General features: G+C 45.7%; 14 protein-coding genes, 1 tRNA gene and 1 pseudogene. 5 read left to right on the top strand and 11 right to left on the bottom strand.

Translation table 11 applies throughout. The features are described from left to right. Nucleotides 1–127: 127 nt before the first annotated feature. The 10 genes from Q4Q57_RS18665 to Q4Q57_RS18710 all read right to left on the bottom strand — a co-directional run bounded on the left by Q4Q57_RS18665 (nucleotide 128) and on the right by Q4Q57_RS18710 (nucleotide 15259). Entirely contained in the window at nucleotides 128–1693 is a 1566-nt protein-coding gene (locus Q4Q57_RS18665; protein ID WP_311891679.1) for a peptide MFS transporter, read from the bottom strand. A 241-nt stretch (nucleotides 1694–1934) separates the two neighbouring features. Then, entirely contained in the window at nucleotides 1935–2723 is a 789-nt protein-coding gene (locus Q4Q57_RS18670; RefSeq protein ID WP_311891680.1) for a DUF6445 family protein, read from the bottom strand. Between the two features lie 9 nt (nucleotides 2724–2732). Next, nucleotides 2733–4244: a tryptophan halogenase family protein gene (locus Q4Q57_RS18675; protein WP_311891681.1), complete on the bottom strand. Its 1512-nt coding sequence runs from the start codon at nucleotides 4242–4244 to the stop codon at nucleotides 2733–2735. A 20-nt stretch (nucleotides 4245–4264) separates the two neighbouring features. Further along, nucleotides 4265–5284 carry a cupin-like domain-containing protein gene (locus tag Q4Q57_RS18680; RefSeq protein WP_311891682.1) on the bottom strand — a complete coding sequence of 340 codons (1020 nt, stop codon included), beginning with the start codon at nucleotides 5282–5284 and terminating at the stop codon, nucleotides 4265–4267. A 13-nt stretch (nucleotides 5285–5297) separates the two neighbouring features. Beyond that, nucleotides 5298–6020 (bottom strand): SapC family protein, encoded by a 723-nt coding sequence (locus tag Q4Q57_RS18685; RefSeq protein ID WP_311891683.1) that lies wholly within the window; start codon nucleotides 6018–6020, stop codon nucleotides 5298–5300. A gap of 58 nt (nucleotides 6021–6078) precedes the next feature. Continuing rightward, entirely contained in the window at nucleotides 6079–7710 is a 1632-nt protein-coding gene (locus Q4Q57_RS18690) for a tryptophan halogenase family protein (RefSeq protein WP_311891684.1), read from the bottom strand. 246 nt (nucleotides 7711–7956) lie between these two features. Further along, nucleotides 7957–10953 (bottom strand): TonB-dependent receptor, encoded by a 2997-nt coding sequence (locus Q4Q57_RS18695; protein WP_311891685.1) that lies wholly within the window; start codon nucleotides 10951–10953, stop codon nucleotides 7957–7959. A 548-nt stretch (nucleotides 10954–11501) separates the two neighbouring features. Continuing rightward, on the bottom strand, nucleotides 11502–12509 hold the full coding sequence (locus Q4Q57_RS18700) for a LacI family DNA-binding transcriptional regulator (protein ID WP_006080715.1): 1008 nt from the start codon (nucleotides 12507–12509) through the stop codon (nucleotides 11502–11504). Between the two features lie 55 nt (nucleotides 12510–12564). Next, entirely contained in the window at nucleotides 12565–13893 is a 1329-nt protein-coding gene (locus Q4Q57_RS18705) for a glycoside-pentoside-hexuronide (GPH):cation symporter (protein WP_311891686.1), read from the bottom strand. A 10-nt stretch (nucleotides 13894–13903) separates the two neighbouring features. Beyond that, nucleotides 13904–15259, bottom strand: coding sequence for a GH1 family beta-glucosidase (locus Q4Q57_RS18710; protein ID WP_311891687.1), 1356 nt, complete (start codon nucleotides 15257–15259; stop codon nucleotides 13904–13906). Between the two features lie 267 nt (nucleotides 15260–15526). Here Q4Q57_RS18710 and Q4Q57_RS18715 point away from each other — a divergent pair, with 267 nt between their 5' ends. From Q4Q57_RS18715 to Q4Q57_RS18730, 4 genes are all read left to right on the top strand, one after another. Then, nucleotides 15527–16822 carry a sugar MFS transporter gene (locus Q4Q57_RS18715; protein ID WP_259481952.1) on the top strand — a complete coding sequence of 432 codons (1296 nt, stop codon included), beginning with the start codon at nucleotides 15527–15529 and terminating at the stop codon, nucleotides 16820–16822. A gap of 83 nt (nucleotides 16823–16905) precedes the next feature. After that, nucleotides 16906–19566 carry an exo 1,3/1,4-beta-D-glucan glucohydrolase gene (locus tag Q4Q57_RS18720; RefSeq protein ID WP_311891688.1) on the top strand — a complete coding sequence of 887 codons (2661 nt, stop codon included), beginning with the start codon at nucleotides 16906–16908 and terminating at the stop codon, nucleotides 19564–19566. 201 nt (nucleotides 19567–19767) lie between these two features. Continuing rightward, on the top strand, nucleotides 19768–20664 hold the full coding sequence (gene mak, locus Q4Q57_RS18725; RefSeq protein WP_226058854.1) for a fructokinase: 897 nt from the start codon (nucleotides 19768–19770) through the stop codon (nucleotides 20662–20664). A gap of 230 nt (nucleotides 20665–20894) precedes the next feature. After that, nucleotides 20895–23015: a methyl-accepting chemotaxis protein gene (locus Q4Q57_RS18730; RefSeq protein WP_106649789.1), complete on the top strand. Its 2121-nt coding sequence runs from the start codon at nucleotides 20895–20897 to the stop codon at nucleotides 23013–23015. A gap of 245 nt (nucleotides 23016–23260) precedes the next feature. On the opposite strand, the gene Q4Q57_RS18735 is transcribed toward Q4Q57_RS18730, so the two are convergent. Next, a tRNA-OTHER gene (locus Q4Q57_RS18735) sits at nucleotides 23261–23339 on the bottom strand. A 134-nt stretch (nucleotides 23340–23473) separates the two neighbouring features. On the opposite strand from Q4Q57_RS18735, the pseudogene Q4Q57_RS18740 reads away from it, so the two are divergent. Beyond that, a pseudogene (locus Q4Q57_RS18740) lies at nucleotides 23474–24259 on the top strand (site-specific integrase); the annotation flags it as partial.

Genomic DNA, 24259 nt, shown 5'->3' on the forward strand with positions numbered 1-24259 from the left:
TACAGTTCATTTGGTTATGAGTTGCAACACAAGGATATAACTAAGTGAATTAATAAAAAACTGCCTATAGCAGGGCTATCGGCAGTTGATGTTATGCAATAGATAAATCGCTATTGTCAGTCGAGCATTACTGTTCGGCTTTCACATCCCGTAGCGATGCCGCAGCACTTTCATTAATATCATGATCAGCAGCATTATTATGTGAATGGTGAGTCTCAGTCAGGCGACGCATTAGCGGTAATACCGCAAGGGCGATAAAGGTACAAACCACAGCCGCGATACCCAATTTATTAAATAGGCTGGTGTATACGGGCAAGGTTTGCAGTGGATCGACTAAATCTTTTGGCACACTGGCGAAGTTAGCGACCACACCGCCCAGATACTGTGAAATACCTGAGGCGACGAAATAGGCTCCCATCATAAAGCCGCCCATACGCGCAGGTACGTAGCGGGCAATCATAGCAAGACCAAGACCACTCACCAGCAATTCGCCTAAAGAGTAAGAGGCATAGCCCCAGATCATGATCCATGAAGAGGTTTTACCGTTGACGGCGAATTGTCCGGCAAAGCCATAGATAAAGAAGCCAATCGCCACAACGGCAAAACCTAAGGCAAATTTTGCCGCGATAGAGAAGTCTTTATCATTACGACCCGCCCACGAATAACTCCACGCTAAGATTGGACTTAACACCATAATCCATAATGGATTTAATGCTTGGAACTGGGCCGGTGACCAAGTCCACAAATGGGTACCAAAGATTTGGAAATCCCAGTCCACGTTACGCAGGGCAAACAGGGCCAGAGAAGTCGACATTTGTTGATAGAAGATAAAGAAGAACACGGTTTGCACTGTGAGGATCAGCGCCGCAATCAGTCCCGCTCGTTCACTGGTTTCACTGGTGCGGATCAAGTGAAAGAAGATTGCTAATACGGCTACGCCTGCGGCGTAAACAAAGACACGGGCAACCGCTTCATATTCAAGAATAATGGCCGAAGCGACTACTGACAACGCGGCCAGAGCTAATACTATCGCGAGGCTTTTCTTGTTCACTGGGCGAGTATCTGGCTCAGAACCGTAATGGACTAAACTCTTACGCATAAGTGCATAGTTGCCTAACCCCACCAATATACCGATACAACACACGGCAAAGGCGGCATGCCAGCCAAACTCGTTGCCATACTGGGCGTTGACATAATCTTTAATCCAAGGCGTCAGCAACATAGAGAAGGTCGAGCCGACGTTGACCGCCATATAATAGATGGTAAACGCACTGTCGATTTTAGAATCGTCACCTTCGTAAATTTTACGAACTAAGTTACCCGCATTGGGTTTGAACAGGCCGTTACCGACCACAATCACGCCGAGCGCTGAAAACATAAACCACGTATTTTCAGTGGGTACGGCCATCAGCGCATAACCCAGAGACAAAATCCCCGCGCCGAGCAGCATAGTGCGTTTAGTGCCGAGGATCTTATCCCCAACCCAACCACCAATCGCCGGTGATACATAAATGAGCGCCGCACAGGCACTCCATACTAAGTTTGCCCGTGAGTCATCAAAGCCAAGGCGCTGCACCATAAAGTACACAATCAGCGCTTGCATGCCGTAATAACCAAAGCGTTCCCATAATTCGATAAGAGACACAGTCATAAATGAATGTGTTTTACTTACCGGAGCAGTCCCAATAGTCATATCGCTTGCTTCCAACATTGTTGTTTTAATATTTGAGCTCAAAAGTATAAGGCGATAACCCAAGCAAACCAATGGCAGAGACTGGCAAAACAGACTTTGTTACAAATGAATTGATGAATTTTAATGTGTGTTTAAGGCTTTGGGCGGTGTTAACAACGATTTTGGGGACGTCAATAAACCCAGCTAAACCTAAAGTCGTCAGCATCAGTAACAGTGATATAACGCTCTGCGAATCGCTGCGTTAGCGCACTGAGGCTTTAAACTCGATAAAAATATTGCTCGTTAGCCGGCCTGTTCTTGGGTTGGCATCAATATCGGTTTGTGGGTTCACTAAGATGGAATGCAGCAAATTACCGGGATAAATCACTAAACGATTCGGGCGATACTCGACTTCATGATAAATCTCATAATGACTGTCGCTTTCAACACAATAGCCCGAAGGATGGCGAGTAATGTCATCGACTAAAGGTTGAGCCGACTTAAAGTAGCCTGGCATACGTTCTTCATTTATCCGCTCAAAGCCCGTCGGAATATGGCGGAAAAACGCCGTATTGCCATGGGGGCCGTCGTTTAAATAGTGCAACAGCGCGAAATAGTGCGGTGATGGAGTATCAAAATGCGGCAGGCATTGCAGCGGTTTAAGCTCACTCGCGGGGGTGCTGATCAGCGAGAAATACAATGCCTGTAATTTGATGCTTAAGCTCGAAGGGATTTGATAAACATCATAAATCAGTTGGTACACAAGATTGAGTACATCGGTGACATAGGCCTGCGGCAAGGGGGCACGCACGCCGGGGTAAAAAGACCCGTTATCGGCAGAAAAGTGTGCTTGGTTGTAGGCACACTCACGTATTGGCAATAGATCCGCCGCAACATCATCGATAATAATCAAGGGCGTCTTTTCATTGCCAAGATAAACTAGCTGAGGCGTGAGCTTGACTGTCTGTGACTTAATTGTCTGTGGCTTAGTTACCTGTTGCTTAGTTACCTGTGACTTATTCGTATCAGCGTTGCGATCTATTGTTTGCATCCCAGTCCCTCACATTGCCATAGGTTTAGTGTTGGTCAAAACCTCAGCAGGGCAATAGTGCTGAATAAAATCGAGGTGTGCGGGTAGGCTTTCTACCTTACGCTTAACGGTCGATTTTATGTTGTTTAAGAAGGCTTCGAGTTCAGGCTCGTCCATCACATCGACTATCGGGTGATAGTGTTTTGGCATTATGCCTTGGCCCATCATCACTTGGATCCATGAGCTTTCGCCAAAGAGTTCACTACCGTATTTATAGACTTTGCCGCTGTCGGCAAACATTTCGATTCGATGTTTGAGCGACGCTGGAATGTCCATATTTTTGCAATAACGCCAGAAACGGCTGTCTTCGCGTTCCGTGGCCTTGTAATGCAAGATAATAAAGTCGCGTATATTGTCCATTTCGAGTTTAGTTTGTTGATTAAACTCATCAATATCGGATTGCACTATGCCCGCCGACGGGAATAGTTGCATCAATCGAATAATACTACGTTGGATTAAATGAATGCTGGTGGATTCCAGTGGCTCTAAAAAGCCGCTGGACAGCCCGACGGCAACACAGTTTTTATGCCAATGCAGGCGACGGGTGCCGGTTTTAAACTTAATGACCCTAGGCTTATTCAGCGGTTCCCCTTCAAGATTAGCGAGGAGCAATTCAGTGGCATCCTCATCGGAGATAAATTTGCTGCAAAAGACCAGGCCATTGCCCGTGCGATTTTGCAGTGGAATACGCCACTGCCAACCCGAATCGCGGGCAATCGAGCGAGTATAGGGAATAGGGGCACCCACTGACTGGGTTTGCACCGCAATCGCACTGTCGCAGGGGAGATAATGGCTCCAATCTTCAAAGCCAGTATTAAGCGTTTGCTCAATCAGCAGTGCGCGAAAGCCGGTGCAATCGATAAACAAATCCCCTTCGATTGTTTCGTCATTCTCTAAGACGAGCGCTTTGATATTGCCGCTATCATGATGCTGTAATACCTGTTTTATTTTTCCTTCAATACGGTGAATACCGTGTTGTTCGGCCATTTTTCGAAGGTACTTGGCATAGAGACTGGCGTCCATGTGGTAAGCATGGTTGTAATCTTGGTTTGGCAGTACGGCAAATCGTCCTTGACGGGCGGCGAGATGTTCGGCGCAGTAGTCGCCTATTTCACTCACCATGCCAAGCTGCTTACCTTTCAGCCAAAAATGTTGAAAACCACAGGCCCAACAATCTTTGCCTAAGAAACCGAAGGAATGCAGGTAGTTTTTATTGATATCCTGCCAATTTTCAAAGGAGATCCCGAGTTTAAAGGTCGCATTTGTCGCAGCCATGACCTCTTGTTCTTTGAGGCCCAGTAATCGATGGAAAATGTGTAATGTGGGAATAGTCGCTTCGCCAACGCCGACCGTACCAATTTCATCGGATTCGACCAGCACTATATCCAAGTGTTTGCCCATCAACTTAGTCAGCGCCGCAGCTGCCATCCATCCGGCTGTTCCGCCACCCGCTATCACGACTCTTTTTATGGCTGTTGTCATCGTTTATATCCTCAACTGGGCTAACGTTTGAGCTTATTGGTTAAATCTGCCCGCAGTTTTCGGGCGTTGATTTCATCGAGTGGGGTGGTCAGCATACCTTGGGCAGCACTAGGAATATGCTCTAGATCGTCATCCTCATGGTCAAAAATATAGTGATCGAACAAGGCTTTCCACGCCTGACGCTGGGCCTTGGGTAAGGAGCGTAAACTTAACATCGCGTGCAGTAAGGCATTATTGGGGCGACCAAGATAACCGGGCGTATCTCGCCACCAATGGGTAATGAGAACATTAAAGTCATCCATTCCGCGCACATGGTGCCACCACATACTGGGGATGAATAACACATCACCGGGTTCCAGTGCGGCGACCTGCGCGGCTTCCATCGCCTTGGCAAATTTAGGAAAGCGGTCAAAATCGGGATTATCCATATTGACTAAGCTAATGTCTTGGCCGCCTGGGGCAAACTCCATTGGGCCAATATACAAATTGCTGATTTGTTCCGGCGGAAACAGGGTAAAAGTGCGTCTACCGACGACATTGCAGGCTAAGTTATGGGGAAAGTCGAAATGGGCAGCGATACGAGTTTGATTGCCAAGCCAGATATTGGTGAGCGGTGACAAAGGTGCAAGATTGAAACTATTGTCGTCGCCAAGTCCGGGTAAGCACTGATTAATATCGGTTGAGCCCATATAAATACTGGCGGCTTGCTGCGCTGTGAGTTGCGTGAAAATCTGCCGCAAATCTAACTTACCCGCCTGATAATTAAACCCATCTAAAGTGTCGTTATAAAATACGCGGCCTTGATGTTCTGGCGCTAAATAATAGGCGGTGACGGGCATGCCTTGATAAAACTGGGCCAGATACTTCATCGCGCTATCGCTGGACTCAAGCCCTGCTTTCACTAAAGGCCAGTTTGCGCAAAGTCCTTTAAATACCAAAGGCTGCTCAGCATCTTTAATCAGCGTGAGCATCTCCTCGGTTGAGCAGTTTTCAAGGTGTTTGACGACATTAGTTTTAGGTTTAATCACATCAAGACTCATGGCTGCGACCTAGTTAACCTTGCGCATTTTTAAGGTTAAGCAAGTCACGTACTCTTGCCTGTGAGGCCAAGGTCATGTAAATCGCCTCTAGATAACTTTTAGCATGTAATTGAGCGAGCACTTCTGCCGAAAGGGCCGCTAGCGATTCTTCATTAATGGTATAGAAACCGATCATTTGATGTTGGTGGCCATTGTCGAGCTTGATATCTAAGGTAAAGGATTCCAGCAACTTATGTTCGATAAGCAAATCGATAAAGTGCTTACTGTCGATAAGCCCGTGGTGGATACCTTCTAACATATCCCCAATGTCATCCAGATATTGCGTATTCCCACCATAGGGATGGAACAAAGCTTCGCCTTCGGTTGTGCTGACTCTTGGGCTCGCCATATCGAGGTGTATGACCCTTTGTTTGCGCTCGACACCGTCTTCGCGCACGCTTTGCTGACCAATAAGAAATGGCTGACGACGTTGGGTGAGAGGGATATAAGAAGCCTGCCAAGTGCCATTATTTAAAAACAGATTCTCATTATTTTGAAAACCATAAAGCGCCACCGCAAAGAACTGGCCTGTGGTCTGATCCTTTTGGTAAAAAATCGGATAGTACGCCTGTACGCTGCGAAACTCCGCTGGAAAGGTGACACTGAACCAGACATTATCGCCGTACTTAGCACTACGCTCAGTGATAATTTTAATATCTTTATGATCTACGCTGTTAAGTAATACGTGTTGGCTCATAGGGTTACCTTTGTCCTTTGTTGGTTCTCACTGCCGCGAGTTATTTTTGTTATTTGTGCTAAATCTTAGGAAAACCAAATTGCCTGACCTTGTTTAATAGGTCGCGATTGCTCGGAAGGCTCTGGCTCAATGCATGGATCTTTTGCTGATTCTCGCTAAAAAGTCTTTGGGCAACTTGCTGTTGCGACGGCTTGATATGGGTGGGCAGGGCAGTATTAAAGCCCATACCATAAAGCACATATTGGAAACTCGCCGCCGGAAATAAGGGTTCTTTGTAGCTAATATCGTGACTGCTTGGCGCTTGATAACGCCATAGGTCGAGCTGCTGCTGTAATCTTTCTGGGATGGATGCGGCCTCTCGGTGATCGCGCCAGTAGCCATCTACTTCGCGTCGACTCACGACATAATGCAGTTTCAAAAAGTCGATGATTTGCTGCCAGTGGCGCTCGTAGCGTTCATTCACTCGCTGGGCAATCGTGTCCATTACGCCGCGATGCGTTGGCAGTTGCGTGGCTAAGGTATTCGCCGTCCATTCCACTAAAGCCAATGCTGATGCTTCTAAAGGCTCAATAAAGCCTGCCGCCATGCCGATGGCAATACAGTTATTTTGCCAGCATTTTGCATGGTAGCCGGGGTTGATATTTAGCTTTCGATATTCTTGTTTACGACTATCAACTGCGTTGCTGGATGCCGATTGAGGATTAGTTGATGTGTCATTGGTTAAATAGGCTCTTAAGGTTTGTTCTGCCTCGTCATCGCTACAATGTGCCGATGAATAGACATAACCCACGCCTTTGCGAGTCGGTAAACCTATATCCCAGATCCAGCCATTGGGCTGCGCCGTTGAGAGTGTGCATGAGGCGATAGGGCTGTTTTCTTCGGCATAGGGGACTTGTATTGCTAAGGCGCTGTCGTTAAACAGCACAGCTTTTTGGCAGAGGAAGGGCACGTTAAAATGCTCGCCCAGCAGCAATGATTTAGTGCCAGAACAATCGACAAACATATCGCCTAAGATCACGCCATGCTCTTTGGTCGCAAGGCTTTCGATATCCCCATTATCAAGGCTTTGAACCTGAGTGACATGATCTCTAATGTACTTTATCCCCAGTTTTTCGGTGCAATGCTGCATTAACAACTGGCTAAATTTTCCCGCATCTAAGTGGTAGCCGTAATTGTTTTGAAAATGATATTCAGGCGTCGCAATGGTTTTAGGCGCTAGCCCTAACTGAGTCAGCGCATCTTGGTTGGATACCGCCTGAGCAAAACTGACCTTGTCACTGTGAGGCAACCAAAAAGGGCACAAGTCTAATTCTTGATGACCATGGGGTAGGCTAAAGGGATGTAAATATTGGTTAGAACCGAAGGGGTTAGTATGTTCAGTATCGTCGTGCTGCCAGTAAATGAAGCGTGAGCCTTGCTTGAAACTCGCGTCGCATTGGCGGATAAATTCGGTTTCGCTGATGCCGATTTTATCTAAGGTGTTACGCATCGATGGCCAAGTGCCTTCGCCGACGCCAATCGTGGCCACATCGGGGGATTCTATTAATGTGATATTGAGTTTAGGCGAGTGCGCAAGCTGGCCTTTATCGACATTATGCTCGGCGGCCAAAAGGGCAGCGGTAATCCAACCGGCTGTGCCGCCACCGACAATGACAATGTTATTAATGGCTGTGTGAGTTGCTTGCTGCATATCGAGTGCCTAATCTTTTATTGTTGTTTATAAAAGGCTTTTATTTTTTCGTTATCACTAACGCGGTTAGCGCTTGCGTTAGGATTGAATAGTTTTACTGCGATTTCCAGTATTTATTTTACTCATATTGACTAAAAAGAGCGGCTACGTCCGTGTAGCCTGCAGTCATCCTGATAAAAATGAGGCATCTATGGCATACCTCATACGACCTTAGGGTAAAGATCTGTTGCTCTTAAATCGGTACGACTAGAAAGTGTAACGTGCACCTATACTGTAACGCGCACCCGTCTGGGTGTAGTTCAGGACTTGTTCCGTCGCACGACCGTGTACACGGGTGGCTTCATTGGTGATGTTTAAGCCTTCGATGAAGATGGTTAAACCTTCAACCGCTTCAACGTCGTAGCCTATGTTAAAGTCCACCTGCGAATAAGCTTCGGTGTATTTAGGGTTAGATCCAGTATCCTGACCTGTTGAGTTTAAGAACTCATCACGCCAGTTATAGGCGATACGGGCCGAGAAACCATAGTTTTCATAGATACCGACCAAGTTTGCGGTATCGCTGATCCCTAAAATCACGTTCTGGGTCGCATCACCTGGGCGACCTAAGTTAGTGTTATCATAGCTGTCCCCCGCATCCACCATAGTGTAGTTGGCTTGGATACCAAATCCTGACTCACCAAAGAAGTGCTGGATAGAAAACTCCCAACCATCAATCACATTACTTAAATCACTGTTTGTTGGGTTAGTAATGAGGAAGTTTAACGATGGATCACCTGGGTTACCGGTAATCTCGATATTGCCGTTATCAGGATTGATCTTCACATTCGGGTCGGTTGCACCGTATTTGTCATAAATCCATTGGCGTTGTTGAATCGCAGTGGTGGCACCTGCCGCAATGGCTTCATCAACATATTTACCGTGTGCTGGATCCGGAATGTTGTAGATGTCTGAGTTTTCAGGATTACTGCTGATAAAATTAGTCACATCTTTACGGAAGTAACCGATTGAGACGTAACTGGCATCGTTGTAATACCATTCTGTCGACAAGTCATAGTTCGTTGACTCGAGTGGTAACAGACTTGGATTACCCGCCGAGCCGCTACCACCGTTGCGATAGGCAAGCGTTCCTACTGTGGTGCCACCTTGAATCGAGGTGTAATCAGGACGACCAATCGTTTGGCTAAAGGCGGCACGGACAAACACATCTTCCAGCATTTCAATATTAAAATTGAAGCTGGGTAGCAGGTAATCGTAATCACCCTTTTGAGTTTGATAAACGCGATTATTATCCACTGAACTCGTTAGGGCGATTTCAGACTCTGCAATCCAAGTGGCTGTATCATAAGAGGAAACAACAGAAGTCGATTCAACATCTGTTTTTTCGTAGCGTAAGCCGAAATGCACATCATAGGGCATGTTGGCAATTTCGCTGGCGAAGTTGTATTGGATATAGGCAGATTGAGATTTTTCTTCAGTGAAACGGTCTGTGCCTTTGGAGTAATCGGTAGAAGGGCAGAAGCCATTACCACAATCACCCACAATGCTCGTTGCATAGAGTTCTGCTGCACGGGCACGAACCGCTTCAAAGTCCCATAGAAACATAGTGTTTAGTGGATCTGTCGATGCATTACCGTTATAACCTGCGAAATTACCTTTTGAACCATCAAATTTATCGATAACCGAACTGGTTGGAAACCAAGCAGCATCTAAATCGCCCGCTGCACCAACACCACCCCAGTCGTTACGTTGAATATCAACCTGTTGAGAGTGGTTATTCACGTCTGACATCGCAATACCAAAATCGATACTGCCTGCTTCGGCTAAATCATATTTACCCGACATTTGCAGCTGTTCAATTTCGGAGCGATTGACGGCATTGGTAAAGGTTGAACCAGTCACGCGCATATCTTCTGGGCGAACCGCATTCCCCCCCCCAACGGCGAGTACCGGGACATCACCGCTAAAATCGGTCGCTGCACTGGTACGAATAAAGGCGGCAGTACTGAGGTTGCTCGTACTGCCATTGACATTGTTAGGCGTACGTTCGGCGTAGGAGTTATGGTAATCCAAGTTTAAGGTCAGATTATCACTGGCTTCCCAAGCTAAGTTAAAACCCAGTGAACCACTTTGGTCGCGGGTACCGAAATCGCCAGCAGCCATTGAAAGGTCGGCGGGTTCATCGTAGGTTTCTGAATAAACGAGTGGTGATGAAACTGGGCCATCACTCCAAATATTTTCTTGGGACGGCACAAAGTTAAACCATGCCGAGACGTCGTGCGTTTGAGTATCGATGTCGTTACGCATGTAAGTGTAATCAAGCGTTGCGCGCAGCGAATCAATTGGCTCGTATTGCAGCACTAATTGACCGTTGGTGCGTTTGCGTTGTTGTTCTTCAAAACGGTAAATCGTGGTTTGTGGCACGCTATACACGTCATCATCGCCAGGGCGATTGACTTGATTGTCGTTTTTAGGAACGCCGCCCCATTCTGCGTTGGGGCCGCTGTAATCTTGGTCAACGATACCTGGGAAGCTGCGCCAACCGGTACCGACTTGGGCTTGTTGATTACCACTTTCCCTTTCTTGATAGCTACCTGAAATAGAAATCCCAAATTTATCATCGGCAAAGGTATTTGAGTACAAGCCAGAAAGCTCTGGTGTGGTAGAGCCTTTATCCGTGGATGAGTCATCAACGGCCTTTGCACCGAAAGTGGCTTTCATGCCTGGCGAGCTTAGCGGTCTATGGGTGAGCACATTGATCGTGGCGCCAATACCGCCCGTTGGATTTTCAGCCTTAGCGGTTTTCTCCACTTCAACCGCACTGATGGCTTCTGACGCTATGTTGGCAAAGTCGAATGAACGAGAGCCTGTGGTGACGGGCATTTGACGTCCGTTTAACAGCACTAAGTTTTGATCGGCACCAAAACCACGGACTGACACTCGGCTACCTTCACCGTTTTGACGGTCGATAGATACGCCAGAAATACGTTGTAGCGATTCAGCTAAGTTACTGTCGGGGAATTTACCGATATCTTCGGCGTTAATGGCATCAACAATGCCTTCTGAGCCGCGTTTTACGTCCATCGAACGGACTAAACTACCGCGGATCCCTGTTACTTGAATAACTTCAATATTTTCTTCTTTTTTGTCAGTATCGGCGGCATAGGCGGGCATGATAGCGCCCACGCCTAAGACTAGCGAAAGGCTAGTGGCCAATCTGGTTTTTTTAAATGTTCTAAGTTCCATCTACATCTCCCCGTTGAGTAGATATTCAGGCTACAACTCTCTGATTTTGTTTTTGGGTAGAACAAATTATGTACAGCTTGCTCATATTCTTGTTCGAGTTAGGTTTATGTAAGCGCTTACATGAAGCTAGTTTAAATTATCAACAGAGTCAACGGTAAGTTGCTTTATTGTTGCAACATTATGCTGTTCTTGTCAGTGAGTTTATTCTAACCCATTGTTTTAAAATGAAACCAGTTTTATATTTTGTTACATGTTGATGATGTTGTTTGTGAAAGAAAGCATGCTAACTCTACTTTATGAACTTCGTAATGGCGCGTTTTGCCATTTGGTGAATAGATAAAGTGTGAGGATATTTTGCGTAAGCGGGGGGGGATATAGCGTGAGTTTCTCTTGCTGTTTTTGAGTGTTTTTTATACTTAGCTTGAGTCGGGCCTGTTTATTTTTGCCTTTGAGTTCTAGTGAAAAAATGCAGCGCCTTGCCCACTGGGTCGACCCATCAGGGCAACTTAAGTATATGAGTAGACTAGGGGAGTCTACTCCTTAGTGATTTAACTATTTATGATCTTAGTTGCTGAATTTCTTATAAATAGTGATGGGGTGAAACGGCTAACAATTTCCACATCGGTTTTATTGTATACGTGTTTTAGTACCCAGAGCGCCGCCATTTTACCCATTTCATGGATGGGGTTGCTGACAGAGGTGAGCTTAGGGGAAATATACTGGGGAAACGGGATGTTATCATAACCCATGAAGGACAAATCTTCGGGCACCTTAAGCCCTTGTTCAAGGCAGGTTGAAATCGCACCCGATGCCATTTGGTCATTGGCGCAAATCACCGCTGTAAACGGCCGTTGCAGGCTGAGTAAATGTCGCATGCCATCGCAACCACTCGACTCTTTAAATGTCCCTTCGTAGAACAGCTCACTCTCATAGGGAATGGCCGATTCAGTGAGCGCTTTTTTATGGCCCATCAGGCGCTGCCTAGCATCTAGTTTGAATAAAGGTCCTGATATATAAGCAATATGTTTATGCCCTAACGACAACATATGCTGAGTCGCGAGGTAACCGCCAAGCTCGTTATCGAGATAAATACAGCGTTCTCGTATGGCGGCAACATAGCGGTTAATCAGCACGATTGGCGTGCTCTGCTGACAGAGATCGATAAGATAGTCATCTGAAACCGCTTCCACGTCGATAATTAACGCATCACAGCCGCGATCAAGTAAAAATTGCACCGCATCCTTTTCTAGGGATTCATTGCTTTTACCCGCGGCAATAATAACGTGCTTACCCGCATCGCGCAGGGCATCTTCAATTTCAGTCATCATAGGTCCATAAAATGGGCCATCGAGTTGTGATACCAGGACGCCCACACTATTTGAGCAGTTGGACGCTAATGATTGGGCTATCGCATTGGGGCGATAGTCCAACTGAGCCATAGCGTCTAATACCTTTTGTTTGGTTTTCTCACTGACATTGGTGTTTTTATTCATCACCCGTGACACAGTCGCAAGTGACACGCCTGCAAGTACCGAAACGTCGTAAATAGTGGCCATATCATCTCAAATTAGAGGTACTGAAAAGTACAATGCCTTGAAGATTAGCATAATTTTATTCGGTGGCTCTATTTAATTCCAGATGGATTTCATCCACTTTCTGGTTATTTAGCGTATAACGACGCATGATAAATGCGACCAGAATTGAGCCGATAGCGGGATAAAGGGTAAATGAAATTAAGATGCCATTGAGTGTCGTTTCACTCTGAACCACATCGGCTTGATAACCATAACTTGCCAGTAACCATCCTGCCGCTGCACCGCCAATCGCGACTCCAAGTTTGATAAAGAAAATCACCGAGGAGTAAATCATGCCTGTGATACGCACGCCGGTTTTGTATTGACCATAATCGACCGTATCCGCCATTTTTGCCCAGAGTAATGGAGTGGCCATATTGAAGGTAAATCCCCAGACAATATAAAGAGTGAAGGCGAGAACGACTTGATCTTTAGGGACAAAAAAGTGCAGTACACACAGGGTCGCGGCTAGGATTTGCAACACAATATAGGCTTTAACCTTGCAAACGCGCTTGGCTAATGGCTCTGCGAGAATGCAGCCAAAAATATTGCCCACCATGCCTAAGGTGATGAAAAGGGTGATCATATCTGGCAGGTTAAGAAAATATTTTACGTAGTAAATGGCGAGGCTAGTGCGCAATACCATGCCGGATAATAGGCAAACTGCAGCGGCGGATAACACTCGCCATTGGTCATTTTGTAATAGATAGGTAAAGTCCTGTTTAAAGCTGGAATTTTGATCCACGGGCGGATGTAAGCGCTCTTTTGTGCCCCAGAAGCAGGCCAAAAACATGGCAACGCCTAAGATACTCATGGCGAGAATCGTGAGCTGATACCCTTTTGCTTGGTCACCTTTACCGAGAAATTCGACGAGAGGCAGGGTGAGTCCTGAGACAAGTAAGCCACCGAGCATAGCGAACACAAACCGATAGGATTGCACCGAAACTCGCTCTTTGGGATCGGCCGTCAGTACTCCACCTAAGGCGCAATAGGGAATATTAATGGCGGTATATACCATCATCAATGCTGTGTAAGTCACGAAGGCATAAATCATTTTCCCATCTTCAGATAAATCTGGGGTCGTAAATGCCAATACACTGATAATCCCAAAGGGCAGGGCAAACCAGAGTAAATAGGGTCTGAATTTACCCCAACGCGTGTTCGTGCGATCTGCCAATGCGCCCATTAAAGGATCGGTGACGGCATCAATTAACCGTACTAGCAGAAACATAGTGCCAACAAAGGCGGGTGAAATGCCAAAAATGTCGGTGTAAAAAAAGGTAAGGAACAGCATAACGGTTTGAAAAACGATGTTGCTGGCAGTGTCGCCAAGCCCATAGGCTATTTTTTCTTTTATGCTAATCATGGCTTTAGCCTTATTTATTATTGTTATTGGTTAAGTGGGCCCTTGAGCGAATCAAGTCGCTGTAGGCGTGACCACTGGCCTTTATTGTTCGGGTTTGACTGGCATAATCCACATAGACTATGCCAAAACGTTTTAAGTAGCCTTCCGCCCACTCAAAATTATCCATCAAGCTCCAGGCAAAGTAACCCTGAATGTTAACACCTTGTACTATGGCATTGTCTACTGCGGTTAAATGGTGCTGGTAATAGCTGAGCCTATCGAAGTCATCGATACGCCCATCAATGCATTTATCGTCCATGGCGGCGCCATTTTCTGTGATGAAAATAGGCGGTAAATCATAGAGTTGATCTAAATAAACCAATAAATCGGTAAAGGCCTGTGGATGGATCTCCCAGCCTATGTCGGTTTTGGGTACCCCAGGTAAATCAACTTGCACAAATCCTTGTTCGGCATCGGCCTGATATACGGCGCGGGTATAAAAGTTGACCCCTAAAAAGTCAATGGGTTGACTGATAATCTCAAGGTCGCCGTCGTGAATTTCCGGTCTATCTTCTGGCGCTAATGCCGCGAGAAGCTCTGGGTATGCCGCATCGAAAATGGGCTTGATATACCACTGGTTAAAGTAATCATCGGCTTGTTTTGCGGCCTGAATATCGGCAGCATTTTGGGTTAATGCGTAGCAGGGCGTGAAGTTAAGCACTATGCCATTCATGCTGTTTGGGCTGTTCCTTTGTAGTACTTGCATCGCTAAACCGTGGGCGAGTAACAGGTGGTGAGCCGATTGACGGCCATAGGCTTTTTTCATTAAGCCGGGGGCGTGAATGCCTGCCTCATAGCCTAAATATGAGCTACAAAAGGGTTCGTTTAAGGTGGCGTAGGAATACACTCGGTCGCCGAAGGCTTGGCTTATTTTGTCGGCATAGTCTTTGAAAATATAAGCGGTATCTCGGTTTAACCAGCCGCCTTGATCCTCAATATGTTGAGGAAGATCCCAATGGTAAAGCGTGACAAATGCTTTGATATTTCTACGTTTTAGTTCGTCTAGAATGCCAATGTAGAAATCAACTCCTTGCTGATTAATGTTGCCATCTTGATTTAATACCCGCCCCCATGCGATTGAAAAACGATAGGCATCCACCCCGAGTGACGCGATTAAGGCGATATCTTCTTGCCATAGATTCAAGTGGTTGCAGGCGACATCGCCATTGGAGGCATCACGAATTTTATCTGGTGTTGCACAGAAGGTATCCCAAATACAGGTTTGGCGAGAGTCCACGCCACCTTCGATTTGAAAGGAAGCGGTCGCCACACCAAAAGTAAACGCTTCGCTTTGGAGTATCGAGTTCTTTGGTAAAGATATTTTCATATATTCAGTCACTTAATTATATTTTTGAATTCATGCCTGCGATTTAAAACACAGAGTTCAAGATAAAGAGAGTAAAGATGCTTGCCGACTGTCACTAAAAATATTGACTTTGGTTATCGACATGTTAACAATGAAAGCGCTTACATCGAGGTTAGTGACTAATCATAAAAAGGTCAATATGTGATTTGGATAAATTAATCACGCCATTTTGACTAAGAAGATTAAACGTTTTTATCTAGATAATCGGTTGGGGAGAATAGGGCAAACATGGCTATTGCAAATGAAACTGAGGCGAGTTCGGTGAGTGAGGCAGCAACGAGTGTGCACCAGAGTGGCAACTTTAGGTTCGCTTTAGTGGCATTAACATCGTTGTTTTTCATGTGGGGATTCATTACTTGTCTTAACGATATCTTAATACCTTATTTAAAAAACATGTTTGAGCTGAATTACGCCCAAGCCATGTTGGTGCAGTTTTGTTTTTTTGGGGCTTACTTTATTGTCTCAATCCCAGCGGGTGCACTTGTGGGTAAGATTGGTTATCAAAAAGGCATAGTCACTGGGCTTGGTATTGCGTGTTTAGGCTGCTTATTATTTTATCCTTCAGCGAGTTTCGCTTCGTATTGGATGTTCCTAGGCGCTTTTTTTGTTTTAGCCTCTGGCATTACCATTCTGCAAGTGGCGGCTAATCCCTACGTCAGCGTGCTGGGACCTGCAAAAACCGCGTCATCAAGACTCACTCTGACCCAAGCGTTTAATTCCTTTGGCACCACAGTTGCCCCGTTTTTTGGTAGTTGGTTGATTTTATCGACTTCACATCAAATGACAGGAGAGGCTGCTCCTGACCTTGTAGTCAGCACTGCGGCCCAAGCGAGCACAGTACAAGTTCCCTATTTGATTTTAGCGGCCAGTTTATTTGTGCTGGCGGTGATTTTTATACTGTTAAAGCTGCCTTTTTTAGGTAAAAAACTGCCTGCGAGCAGTGCTAAAGTGCTGGGCAGTGCATGGCAATTTCCGCATCTTGTTCTCGGTAGCGTGGGGATTTTTGTGTATGTGGGGGCCGAAGTCGCCATTGGCAGTTTTTTGATTAGCTTTCTAGTTCAGCCCGATATTGGCGGTTACACTCACGCCGAAGCTGCACATTACATTGCCTACTATTTTGGCGGCGCTATGGTTGGGCGTTTTATTGGCGCGGCCGTGATGCAAAAAATCAAGGCCGGCAAAGTGTTAGCCTTTAATGCGATTTGTGCTTGCCTGCTGGTGGCCTTAGCCATGTTTAGTACGGGGGCTATGGCAATGTGGGCCTTACTGTTAGTCGGGTTATGTAACTCTATTATGTTCCCGACGATTTTCAGCTTGGCATTACAAAATCTTGAACAACACACCAGCCAAGGTTCAGGCATTTTATGTTTGGCGATTGTGGGCGGCGCGATTGTGCCCTTATTTCAAGGTATGTTAGCCGATCATTTTGGTATCCAATTGGCCTTTATCTTACCGCTGCTTTGTTATGGTTTTATCGCCTATTACGGGGCTAAGGGCTGTGATGCCCCAAGACCAAGATTTTAAATTAATTAAAACACGACGATTAAACACATGGATGCGCACACGGCGTGTGTATTAAGACATTTTATTTTTTGAGGGCGAGAATTATGAGCGTTATCGCATTGAGACCCAAAACCTTTAGTTTGAGTTTATTGGCTGTGCTGACCTGCGCCAGTTTAAGCGGATGCAGCAAAACAGAGCAGATAAAAGCAGCTGACAGTCAGTCTGTTAAGCCTAGTGATGTGGCCGCATCTAGCTCACCTAATAGCCCCAATGGTTACAGTATCAATGGTAAGTCTACAGATATTAATATTTGGCCGCAGTTAACTATCCCCCATAAAAATCACGAAGATGTTGAAAAACGCGTCGCAGATTTATTGGCAAAAATGACGCTAGAGCAGAAAGTTGCGCAGATGATCCAACCAGAGATCCGCGATATCACGGTCGAAGATATGCGCAAATACGGTTTTGGCTCTTATTTGAATGGTGGCGGTTCTTACCCGAACCAAGATAAACATGCGACGCCAGCAGATTGGATTGCCTTAGCCGACGCTATGTATCAAGCCTCTATGGATGACTCGCTCGATGGCATCAGTATTCCAACCATGTGGGGCACGGATGCGGTTCATGGTCACAACAATGTGATTGGCGCAACACTGTTCCCGCATAATATAGGGTTAGGTGCGGCCCATCATCCTGAGCTTATTCAGCAAATTGCTGCGATCACCGCCAAAGAAGTCATGGTGACGGGGATTGATTGGGTATTTGCACCGACTGTCGCTGTGGTGCGTGATGACCGCTGGGGACGAACCTACGAGGGGTATTCAGAAGATCCTGTCATCGTTAAATCCTATTCGCACGCGATTGTTGAGGGATTACAAGGGGGCAATGATAAAGACTTCTTATCAGATCAGCATGTTATCGCTACTGTAAAACATTTCTTAGGGGATGGTGGTACCGAAGGCGGGGATGATCAGGGCGATAATATCGCATCCGAACAAGCCTTATTTGATATTCATGCCCAAGGTTATGTCGGCGGGTTAACTGCAGGCGCACAAACGGTAATGGCCTCATTCAATAGCTGGCACGGCGCTAAAAATCACGGTAATCCTTATTTATTGACCGATGTACTTAAGGCTCGCATGGGCTTTGATGGCTTTGTCGTTGGCGATTGGAATGGTCATGGGCAGGTTGAAGGTTGCAGTAACGAATCCTGTCCTCTGGCCGTTAATGCGGGCTTAGACGTATTTATGGTGCCTACGGCCGCATGGAAACCCTTATATGAAAACACTATCGCGCAAGTTAAGTCGGGTTTGATCAGCCAAGCGCGGATTGATGATGCAGTGAGTCGTATCCTGCGCGTAAAAATTCGGGCGGGATTATTTGAAAAGCCAAGTCCAGCTAAGCGTCCTTTATCGGGTAAAACCGAGTTAATTGGACAAGCTAGCCACAGAGACGTTGCGCGCCAAGCGGTGCGTGAATCATTGGTATTATTGAAAAATAATCAGCATTTACTGCCGCTATCGCCCAAAGCTAAAGTACTCGTCGCGGGTGATGCCGCCGATAATATTGGCAAGCAATCGGGTGGTTGGTCTATTACTTGGCAGGGTACAGATAATCAAAATGCAGATTTCCCTGGAGCGACATCGATTTATGCCGGCATAGCAAAAGCGGTTTCTGCCAGTGGTGGTAACGCTGTGCTGAGTATTGATGGTCAGTTTGATACTGCGAATAAACCCGATGTGGCGATTGTGGTATTTGGTGAAGAGCCCTATGCCGAGGGCAATGGAGATATCGATAATCTTGAATATCAAAGGGGGAATAAGCGTGACTTAGCTTTATTGCAAAAGCTCAAAGCCGCTGGGGTTCCTGTGGTGTCTGTGTTTATTAGCGGCAGACCTTTGTGGGTCAATCCTGAGCTTAATGCCTCTGACGCCTTTGTCGCCGCTTGGTTGCCTGGCACTGAAGGAGCAGGGATTAGTGAAGTGTTATTCACTCAAGCTAATGGTGATGTTCAGTATGACTTTACTGGTAAATTGTCTTTCTCATGGCCGTCGACACCACAGCAAACTCAAGTGAATGTTCACGACAGTGATTATTTGCCATTACTTCCCTATGGCTATGGCCTGAGCTATGCGGATAAGGCTGATAGTACTCCGCCTGCTTTATTATCAAATAGCTTGTCCGAAGATAACTTCAGTGAGCAAGTGCAACTCAGCCAGAAGCCGTTATTCGAGCGTGCCGTTAAGGCGCCTTGGAAGATGCTGATTGGCAGTGTTGAAGGTGACAAGGTTTTGATGGAACCCATAGCCAGCAGTGTGCAATCGAATGATGTTGTCACGATTAAAACCTTTGATAAACAAGTACAAGAAGATGCTCGCCATGTCAGTTTCAACGGTAAAACGCTTGGTTTTGTGAGTTTGCAGGGGAACTTCCCTGAAGACTTACGGGCTTATCTGGCGAGCGAGTCTGTGCTCAGCACACAAGTCAAAGTCGGTTCATCGATTACAGCGCCTGTTAATGTTGGCATGACCTGCGAAGGCGATTGTCGAGCCAATGTGGATATCAGCACTCAACTAAGCGCGTTAAGCCTTGATACTTGGAGTGAACTAAACATAGATCTCACTTGCTATCAGGCGCAGGGGATAGATTTTGGTAAAATTATCTCGCCTTTCATATTGTCATCATCGGGCGCTGTGGATATCAGTTTTAGCGATATCACCTTAAAGCCAAAAACGGCGAGTATGGCGTCAGTCGAGTGTCCGTAATGTAAGACTCCAAGGCGCAGTGGGTCGTTTACATGACGACTGTGCCTTCATTGTTTACTGTAATAAACAGCCTTTATTTTGACAGGGGCTAATGTTGTTTTTGACCTGAGGCAGTTTTCAATTACAGTGTATGGCATCAGGCAGTAGAGCCGAGCTTCACTGAGCCGCTTTGCGTTAAATATATTGAGATGGAGTAAGTTGATGTTACGAATTGGTATCGATCTTGGCGGCACAAAAATCGAATTAGTCGCATTAGATGACGATGGTAAAGAAGTGTTTCGTAAACGCATCCCAACGCCAAGAGAATATGTTGCGACAGTCGATGCATTAGTCGCACTCGTGACAGAAGTCGAAGAGAGCTTGCAACAAACCGCCACAATAGGCATAGGTATTCCTGGGGTGATTTCTCCTTTTACTGGCCTAGTTAAAAATGCTAATTCAACGTGGATCAATGGCCATCCCCTCGATGTGGATCTGGGCGCTCGATTAAACCGTAAGGTGAAAATCGCTAATGATGCGAACTGTTTTGCCGTATCAGAAGCGGTCGATGGCGCAGCTGCTGGCAAGTCAGTGGTCTTTGGCGCCATTATTGGTACTGGATGTGGTGCAGGTATCGCCATCAAAGGCCAAGTGCATGATGGTGGTAATGGTATCGGCGGTGAGTGGGGTCATAATCCTTTACCTTGGATGAAAGCCGATGAATTTAATACCACGACGTGTTTTTGTGGTAACAGAGACTGCATCGAGACGTTTATCTCAGGGACGGGTTTTGTACGCGATTTTCGCGCAGCAGGTGGAGTAGCTGACAGCGGTATTGAAATCGCCCAAATGATGCAAGCAGGCGATCCGCTGGCGACTCAAGCATTTGATCGCTTTATTGACCGTTTAGCCCGCTCATTGGCCCATGTGATCAATATGATGGATCCAGATGTTATCGTCCTTGGCGGCGGAGTGTCCAACATCGATGCCATTTACACTGAATTGCCAAAAGTTTTACCGCGATATGTGGTTGGCCGTGAGTGTCACACTCCGGTTGTTAAAAACTGTTATGGCGCTTCATCGGGCGTACGTGGTGCCGCTTGGTTGTGGGGACGCTAACTTTAGACTTAATTTGAAATAGTGTTTGATATTTAAGGCCGAATTCATTTATTTGAATTTGGCCTTTTTTTGATCTTGTCATGCTAAAGTTTTACATTTCATTAGCAAATCTTTATCTTAAGTGCTGGTAATTCTTACGCTAAGTGCTATTTTTAATGCTGGCTAGAAAGTATAAAAATGAATGAGATCAAAATAATTACGCCATTGTCGTTTTCTTGGGAGTTTACTCGATGAAGCATTTGTCCATCAGTACTAAGTTGTTGTGGATTACATCAGCATTATTTTTATCGATAGTGGCTATTTTATCTATCAGTTTATGGTGGACACTGTCGGCTCAAAACGCGCAATTATCTGATCAAGTTCAAAATACCCTACAAACTGAAACGCGGGATAAACTCGAAGCTCGCGCCGGTGAATATGGCGAAATGGTCGCTGGATTCATCAACGAAGCTTATCGTATTCCATTTTCTTTTGCGGGTATGCTGGAAAGCACAGCCGATGAATTACCTTTAAAACGCGACCGCTTAGAACTCGCAGTGGCGGCAGTACTAAAGAAGAATGCGCAAGTTTCTTCTATGTATGCCCAGTTCGAACCTAATGGTTATGATGGGCTCGACAGTGAGTTTTTGAATGTGAATGTTAGCCACAGTGTGGCGACATCGGGTGCGCTAGAGGTTTATTACACTCGTAATGACGATGGCACAGTGGAGCATAACCAAGTTGAAGATTCGGCAGAAAAGTACCTCACTAGCTTAAATGAGTTTGGGATCCGCGATGCTGAATGGTATTTATGCGGTAAAGAAACCTTAAAGCCCTGTTTAATGGAGCCGTACTTATACGAGATCACTCCAGGCAACAAAGCGTTAATGACCTCCTTGACAGTGCCTGTGCTTAAACATAAGCAATTTATCGGTGTAGTCGGTGTAGATGTAAACTTGCCTGTGTTTCAAACCCTTATCGATAAGTTATCCAAAAGCCTCTACGATGGACAAGCGAAGGTCACTTTGCTGAGCACCCGCGGTTTAGTGGTTGCAGCCAGTCATTACAGTAAAAAGGCGCGCCCCTTAGCTGAGTCGATAAATTCAACTCTCGCCTCGCAAATTATCTCCTTGCACAAGAATTCCGGCTATATGGTTAACGATGATGAAATTATTGTTGCCTACCCCATTAAGATCCCGCTAGCGAATGCCGAGTGGTCCTTGGTTATCCAAGTGCCGACAGCACAGGCCTATAAAAGCTCAATTGAGCTTAATAATGATATGGATGAGATGGCGACCTCTTTAGGCAGTTTGCTGCTGATAGTGGGGATTGTGGTATCGATTGCCGCTGTAATTACCATTAGCTTAGTGATCCGTAGCATTATCTCACCTTTGAAGCTGATCCAAGGCCGAGTGGAACATCTTGCGAGTGCCGATGGCGATTTAACACAATCGATTGAGGTTGATTCGCACGCTGAATTGATTGCGTTAGCGAAAGGTTTTAACTCCTTTATTTATAAACTTAAGGATTTGATTGCCGAACTTAAAACGCTTGCAAGTCGCTCTCAGGAAGAAAGCCAAGCCTCTGCCAAAATTGCCCAGCTCACCCGTGACAGTGTGAACCGCCAGTACGGCGAAATTGAGAGTGTGGTAACGGCTGTGAACCAAATGAGTGCCACCGCACTTGAGGTTGCTAAGGCATCAGAGCAAACGGCTGCAGAAACTGAAGCCATGTCGCGCAATATTCGTCACAGTGAAGAAAGCCTGACAAAGGCAATGGATTTCGTCGCGACTATGTCTCAGGAGTCAATGGAGGCTAAGCTAGCGGTGAGTAAAGTCGCCGACAGCAGCATGAACATCAGCCGTATCCTTGAGGTGATTAGCTCCATTGCTGCGCAAACTAACCTGTTAGCGCTCAATGCGGCAATTGAAGCGGCAAGGGCCGGCGAGCAGGGACGGGGCTTTGCTGTGGTGGCTGATGAAGTCCGTGCACTGGCATCTAAGACTCAAAGCTCGACGAACGACATTAGTACCCTTATTGATGCACTACAGAAAGAAGTCCAAAGTGCTTCTGGCATCATAGATAAAGGTGCTGAGCGGGCACAAATGGCCGTCTCTCAAACAGAGCAAGCGTTAAACTCATTGAACTCAATGGTGAGTCAGATTGGTGAAATTTCTGGTCAAGTGACCCATATTGCCGCCGCCGCAGAAGAGCAGAGCGCAGTGACTGAAGAGGTTAATCGTAATATCACCGGCATTTCTGATTCGGCTTCCGAACTTGCACGTCTTGCGGGCGAAGCACAGCAAAGCAGTGTGGTTCTCGCAAACTTAGTGAAGCAGCAGCATGAGCAGTTAGGTAAGTTAAAAACCTAGTACGTAGAGATTTACTGAATTAATGCATTGATTTTAATTAGGCTCTTTGATTGTGTTGCTGGTTAAACACTGATCAAAGGGCCTATTTTTATGGTGATGTTAACTAACAATACATAGGCAGAAGCCATAAAATAGTCAGCGAGCGAGCCAGCTGTATATGCATGGTGATTATACTGTGATTAGCAGGATAAATTTTTTAGATACAAAAAAGCCCATTTTTCAATGGGCTTTTTCGTTGAATCGGGTGGTGGCCCCTCACGGACTTGAACCGTGGACCTAACGATTATGAGTCGATCCTGAATGATTTACCTGACCTGTGAAACCATGTTAAGTGGTTGATAATAAATGCATTTTGCATTTTTGGCAACTTAGGGTTTTGCATGGTTTTGCACTGTTTTGCATGTATCATGTGCGATAGGTGTGCGATCAAATTTCATCAAATTGAAGTGAGATAGCACATGAATAAGACATTAAAAATTGCGTTTACCAATCAATCTATATCAAGTTTTTTGGCCTACTTAGGTTACAGAGTCTCTTCTACTAGGAAGAGATTAAAAGTTGTCCAAGAGTTTGAGGTGTATTTAAATAGTCAATTTACGTTTGCAGAACTAGCTGCTTTCCACGAGAGCATAGAAAGTTGGTGGGCGGGGAATTCTAAATACTTGGCTATAAATAGTCATGAGATTGCAGGTCTTTCAATTCGGCTTTACAAGTCTGAATTTACATTGAAAAATGAAAAGCTTACAGCGATAGGAGAATCTCTCGCGAGTGTTTATCTAAGGCAGCGTGATACGCTTTCTGCAGCGCTGAAAACAATAAAGCTTGGCAATTTGACCAATTCTAATTTTCAAGTTCTTCTGAAGGCTGCACAACACGTTAAAGCAGGAAATAATCTAGGGATAAAAATCGTCGACAAACAACGTGGAACATCCGCAAGTGGAGAGAGTAGTGTTTCCCTTAGGGATTTTTTATATGGAGAATATGTAGAGACAAAACGATATGAAAATCCAAAAACGGTAATGGTGAAGGTGGATATCATTTCACGTCATTTTGGGCATTTACTAGATAGCCCTATCGGTAATATTAATGCTGATTTGGTACGGCAGTGGATGAAATCTAAAGAGCGAAAGTTGACAAAAAGGCAGTTAGCTGCGGGTGATAGTCTTTGGACGTTGAGTCCTTCAACGATGAAAGAAGGTATTTGCACTTTTCGAGCCTGTATCCAGTTAGCAAAGGAAAAAGGT

This window comes from Shewanella sp. SP2S2-6, assembly GCF_031931965.1.
In the GTDB taxonomy this organism is placed as follows: Bacteria; Pseudomonadota; Gammaproteobacteria; order Enterobacterales; family Shewanellaceae; genus Shewanella; species Shewanella baltica.

Excerpts from the sequence above, each read along its gene's own strand:
- Q4Q57_RS18665 (WP_311891679.1), bottom strand. The coding sequence starts at position 1,693 with ATGACTATTGGGACTGCTCCGGTAAGTAAAACACATTCATTTATGACT.
- Q4Q57_RS18670 (WP_311891680.1), bottom strand. The coding sequence starts at position 2,723 with ATGCAAACAATAGATCGCAACGCTGATACGAATAAGTCACAGGTAACT.
- Q4Q57_RS18675 (WP_311891681.1), bottom strand. The coding sequence starts at position 4,244 with ATGACAACAGCCATAAAAAGAGTCGTGATAGCGGGTGGCGGAACAGCC.
- Q4Q57_RS18680 (WP_311891682.1), bottom strand. The coding sequence starts at position 5,284 with ATGAGTCTTGATGTGATTAAACCTAAAACTAATGTCGTCAAACACCTT.
- Q4Q57_RS18685 (WP_311891683.1), bottom strand. The coding sequence starts at position 6,020 with ATGAGCCAACACGTATTACTTAACAGCGTAGATCATAAAGATATTAAA.
- Q4Q57_RS18690 (WP_311891684.1), bottom strand. The coding sequence starts at position 7,710 with ATGCAGCAAGCAACTCACACAGCCATTAATAACATTGTCATTGTCGGT.
- Q4Q57_RS18695 (WP_311891685.1), bottom strand. The coding sequence starts at position 10,953 with ATGGAACTTAGAACATTTAAAAAAACCAGATTGGCCACTAGCCTTTCG.
- Q4Q57_RS18700 (WP_006080715.1), bottom strand. The coding sequence starts at position 12,509 with ATGGCCACTATTTACGACGTTTCGGTACTTGCAGGCGTGTCACTTGCG.
- Q4Q57_RS18705 (WP_311891686.1), bottom strand. The coding sequence starts at position 13,893 with ATGATTAGCATAAAAGAAAAAATAGCCTATGGGCTTGGCGACACTGCC.
- Q4Q57_RS18710 (WP_311891687.1), bottom strand. The coding sequence starts at position 15,259 with ATGAAAATATCTTTACCAAAGAACTCGATACTCCAAAGCGAAGCGTTT.
- Q4Q57_RS18715 (WP_259481952.1), top strand. The coding sequence starts at position 15,527 with ATGGCTATTGCAAATGAAACTGAGGCGAGTTCGGTGAGTGAGGCAGCA.
- Q4Q57_RS18720 (WP_311891688.1), top strand. The coding sequence starts at position 16,906 with ATGAGCGTTATCGCATTGAGACCCAAAACCTTTAGTTTGAGTTTATTG.
- mak (WP_226058854.1), top strand. The coding sequence starts at position 19,768 with ATGTTACGAATTGGTATCGATCTTGGCGGCACAAAAATCGAATTAGTC.
- Q4Q57_RS18730 (WP_106649789.1), top strand. The coding sequence starts at position 20,895 with ATGAAGCATTTGTCCATCAGTACTAAGTTGTTGTGGATTACATCAGCA.